A 4301-nucleotide genomic window follows, 5' to 3' on the forward strand; every position below is an offset into this window, starting at 1 on the left:
TAATATAAATCATATAATGAAATTTTTACAAATAAATAAAAAATATACATCATAATCACTAAACAATTTATTAAGCATCATAAACATATATCGGCTCGTCATAAAGGCGTAAACATTTTGACCAAATTCCACATAACGCTTCCCATTCACCAGCAGGATATGCTTCCGTACGCAATATATGAAGTGGTATACGTAAATTCAATAACCGACCACTAAGCGTCGTACGAGTAACTCCCGCTGGCATTAAAAACTTTGCTTCAATTACCTTTTTCAGTTCCATCAACGAGTACTCTGGATAGCTCATCAATATTTCATTTGAATGAGGCCAGACCTCAGTATCATTTGAATGACGGCGTACTGTATACTCATGTTGATATAAGCCGACAATGCGATGCCATATCTCTAAATGGGTAAATAAATCGCTATTTAAATCCCTTGCATATAAAAAATGTTCTTGTTTATTTGCTTCTGTAATTTTTGCAAGCAAACGTTTATTAGCAATAATTTTACCTGACCAAATTATTGTAGGTTCTTTCTTTAAATTATTTACCCATTCCCCCATTGGTAATAAATGATTCCAAGCACGAATTTTTATTTTTTCATCAGGTACTACCTGTACAGCAACGCGTTTACAACCTAATGCCATCATAGCCTTCATACGATGGGCACCATCAAGTAACAGATAATTACCATCACTAAGCTCAGATACTAAGGGAGGATTCCGTAAAACACCTTCGCTTTCCATTACACGACAAATTTGTTCCAATCGTTTGTGTTCATATGATTCATGAAAGCGAATTTGCTTGGGATGTAAGAGATCTAAGGCCGAAATAATTTCACTCATAAAAACAGCTCCTCAAATAATTACATAAATTCTAAGCTTATCAAATAACTAATTTTCTATAATGATTAGTTGTGTTTACCGATATTTAGCAGCTATTAGACAATTATTTCAAACTACGCTTTAATAATTTTACTAGTCTTCTAATAAAACACCAATTTTCTTTTCCCTAGCCCTTTGATAGTAATAAGCAGCAATGGATACATCAAAAATGGCCATACCCATTGGATTGAATAATATTGCTTTGTCATAAGGGAAGTTTTGCAGTGCTCCTCGGATTACAACGTCAGCAATTGATACTGTATCTTCTTTTTGTAAACCTCTTTCAAGGTGCATCCTTTCAACATCAGTTTTTTCACGACAGACTTCTTCCCAATTATCAACAACTAGGGATTTTGTATATTCTAAGATATCAGGCTTAAAATCACGAAGAGAAACATTTAGTAGTAGCGCCCCATCCTTAGGTTTCTTATCAATATAACCTTCTGCAGAAACAGTACAAGTAATAAAAATATCAGCATCATTATAGGCTTCTTCATATGCATTAACCTTTTGAGTTTTAGAATAAATTTCCTCAGGAATTAATTCGTCTTTAATTCCATTAATATCATATAAGTAAACACTTTCGATTTTATCGCCTAATAGGGCAGTTACCATCTTTAAATGCATCTGACCAATTGGTCCAAATCCAATAATTCCAACTTTAATATTATTTAAATCTCTTAACTTGGCAAACTCTCGAATCATTAACCCTGTAACAGAAGCTGTTCGTATTACACTAACCATTGCTGTATTAAGTGTCGCAAATGGTTTTCCAGTCATAGCATCATTTAATATAGTAACTGAATGAGCACGTTGAATACCTTTCTCAATATTCTTCGGAAAACTAGCTATCCATTTGATTCCTGAAACCTTAAATTCTCCTCCAATATAAGCTGGCATAGCAATAATTCTATTAGCCGGATCATCGAAACGTAAGTATGGCTTAATTGGCTGAGAAAAATCTTCTGAATCAAGACTTTTTACTGCCTTTGAAATGACATTTATTGTTTCTTCCCAATTAACACCCATTTCATTGATATGTTTAGTATTTAAATACATCATAATTGCTTCCTCATTTCTATATCATTTTTATAAAGAAACTAATTGGTCTTCTACTGATTTTTGTGTATTAAGCCATTCTACCCATTCTACGTTGTAAATAGTTGATGTGTAAGCTTGTCCATTATCAGGACACAAGAAAACAACATTAGGTGTATTTTGAACATCCTTATTTTCAAAATACTTTTGGATTGCATAATATGAAGTCCCTGATGATCCACCAGCAAATATTGCATGTTTATTAAATAGCTCATAACAACCTGCAACAGTATGAACCTCCGGTACAATCATTACATCATCAATCAATGCTTTTTTAACCATACCAGGTATCATACTGGCACCAATTCCTGGTATGTACCGTTTACGAGGCTTATCACCAAAAATAATGGACCCTTGACTATCTACCGCAATAATTTTAATATTAGGGAATTTTTCTTTTAATCGTGTAGATACCCCAGCGATAGTTCCTCCAGTACTCACTCCAATGAAGGCATAATCTAACTGTTTAAAATCATTAGATATTTCTCCACCAATTCCTTGATAATGGGCTTCAAAGTTATCAGCATTATTATATTGATTTGTCCAGTATGCATTAGGAATAGTATTTAAAAGTTCTTCCACCTTATTTAAACGCGTTAATAAATAGCCACCTGTTTCATCTCGTTCATCCACTTTAGCTACTTGATAGGAAGTTGCTCTCAAAAAATTCTCATAACTATCATTAATATTTGGATCAATAACTGGTATGAATTTCAGGCCGATATACCTACAAAGAGTAGCAAGAGCAACCGCAAAGTTACCAGATGAAGATTCAATAATTGTAGAATTTTCAGTCACTTCACCGCGACTTATTGCTGATTTTAAAATATGGTGAGCAGCACGCACTTTAACACTATTCATTAAATTGTGATATTCTAGTTTTGCATACAGATTAATCTTTTCATGCTCTAATTTAATCATAGGTGTGTTGCCGATTACCCTTTCTAAACTCTCTAATTTCTTGAGCATAATTTGCTTCCTTTCTTGGTTAAAATCTAAAAAAATAATTAAAGATAAATAATTGTAAATGTTCTTTCGAATGTATTTCAAATAGAACTTATACCTGAAAGAAAATAAATACTAGATTCTTTAGTATCGATAAGCTAAGCACCATTCAAGTACTGCCATAGCACTATTTAGCTTGTTTTCGGCCTGGGTAAATACAATACTTTTCGGTCCATCAATAACTGTTGCTGCTACTTCTTCCCCCCGGTGTGCTGGGAGGTCATGCATGAAAGTAGCTTCCGGATATAAAGTCAAAATTCTCTCTGTCACTGCAAATGGATTAAATGCATCTTTCCATAAAGGATCTATTTTGCTTGTCCCTGTTGTTTGCCACCTTGTTGTATATACAACATCCACTTCACTAGGTAACATTTTTATATCATGACATTCAATAACTTTAGCACCAGATAATCGGGCATATTCTTTTGATTTTTCAAGCACACTTGGAGACACTCCATAACCAGCAGGTGTAAAAAGATATAACTCCGTACCTGGAAAACGAGATAAAGAAAGAGCTAGAGCTGCAGCACTGTTATTACCTTCTCCCATATATAAAACCCGTAATCCAGCTATTTCACCAAATTTTTGTTTCATTGTTGTTAAGTCTGTTAGCGCTTGTGTTGGATGTTCTTCCGTACTCATTGCATTAATGACTGCCATACGACTTTGAGATGCCAGCTTTTCCATTTCCTTTTGACTATCTGCAGTTCTTGCTACTAGTGCATCTAGCATTCGGGAAAGTACTTGAGTAGTGTCTTCTATAGACTCCCCTGTATTTTCTTGCAAATCATTGGGACCATACGTTACAATTTGTGCACCCATCTTTAATGCTGCAACAGAAAATGCCGATCGAGTTCTAGTCGATGTTTTACGGAAGTAAATCCCAATTATATTTCCCGCTAATATTTGATTAGGTTGCGATTTACCTGTGGCAAACTCTACCCCACGAGTTACAATTTGGTTAATATCACTATCAGTAAGATCCTCAAGAGTAATTAAATGTTTTCGAATAGCCATTATTATATTACCTCCCTTTTGAATAATTGCATGTAACAAAAATGTATTTACATATGTATGTAAATACAAACTACTAAACAGCTAAGGTAAAAATAATAGATTGCAAATATAATTCATGTGGATCCATTATCACACTTTTCTATATTTGTTTTTAAACTAATGTATAGCAGTTGATAAATAGCCTATATGAACTCGAATACTATTTTTACTCAGAAATACTTACACATAATTCTATTTTTAGTCTATAATCCTATTTTTTATGATATAGCTCTGCTGAATATATTACACACTACAACGC

At 33.6% G+C, this 4301-nt stretch carries 4 protein-coding genes; all 4 read right to left on the reverse strand.

The window, feature by feature from the left end; translation table 11 throughout:
* Nucleotides 1–70 precede the first annotated feature (70 nt).
* The gene (locus tag ABWK52_RS25845) at nt 71–844 is read right to left on the reverse strand and encodes a ParB N-terminal domain-containing protein (protein ID WP_001289606.1); all 774 of its coding nucleotides are present in this window, start codon (nt 842–844) and stop codon (nt 71–73) included.
* Between the two features lie 132 nt (nt 845–976).
* On the reverse strand, nt 977–1945 hold the full coding sequence (sbnB, locus tag ABWK52_RS25850; protein ID WP_098542441.1) for a 2,3-diaminopropionate biosynthesis protein SbnB: 969 nt from the start codon (nt 1943–1945) through the stop codon (nt 977–979).
* A 27-nt stretch (nt 1946–1972) separates the two neighbouring features.
* Entirely contained in the window at nt 1973–2950 is a 978-nt protein-coding gene (gene sbnA, locus ABWK52_RS25855) for a 2,3-diaminopropionate biosynthesis protein SbnA (protein ID WP_000914210.1), read from the reverse strand.
* Between the two features lie 120 nt (nt 2951–3070).
* Nucleotides 3071–4003, reverse strand: a complete 933-nt coding sequence (locus tag ABWK52_RS25860; RefSeq protein ID WP_001007708.1) for an ornithine carbamoyltransferase — start codon at nt 4001–4003, stop codon at nt 3071–3073.
* Nucleotides 4004–4301: the final 298 nt, after the last annotated feature.

Origin of the sequence: Bacillus sp. AP50 (assembly GCF_040492675.1) — a bacterium.
In the GTDB taxonomy this organism is placed as follows: domain Bacteria; phylum Bacillota; class Bacilli; order Bacillales; family Bacillaceae_G; genus Bacillus_A; species Bacillus_A cereus.